Source organism: Paraburkholderia sp. SIMBA_054 (assembly GCF_046534875.1).
Classification (GTDB): Bacteria; Pseudomonadota; Gammaproteobacteria; order Burkholderiales; family Burkholderiaceae; genus Paraburkholderia; species Paraburkholderia hospita.
Genome location: NZ_JAWRXV010001058.1, coordinates 1 through 260, shown reverse-complemented (window position 1 = coordinate 260; position 260 = coordinate 1). Strand labels below are relative to the sequence as shown.

Sequence of the window (260 nt, the reverse complement as noted above, 5' to 3'; positions counted from 1 at the left end):
CATCATCCCCCAGATTCGGCCCGGCGTTAATTCCGGACACAACAATGTCCGGGCGCGGACGCATCAGAGCATTCACGCCAAGATAGACGCAATCGGTCGGGGTTCCCATTTGCACAGCAATATCACCATTTTCAAAGGTAAACGTGCGCAGGGAGGATTCCAGTGTCAGAGAATTTGAAGCGCCGCTGCGGTTACGATCGGGGGCGACCACCTGAACGTCAGCAAACTCACGCAAGGCTTTCGCCAGCGTTTGTATACCG

Annotated in this window: 1 protein-coding gene; it reads right to left on the bottom strand. The window is 55.4% G+C overall.

Annotated features, from left to right (window positions below; translation table 11 throughout):
- Window positions 1-260 (bottom strand): 5'/3'-nucleotidase SurE (locus tag SB822_RS58400; protein WP_410859284.1); only part of this gene is annotated, 260 nt, incomplete at both ends.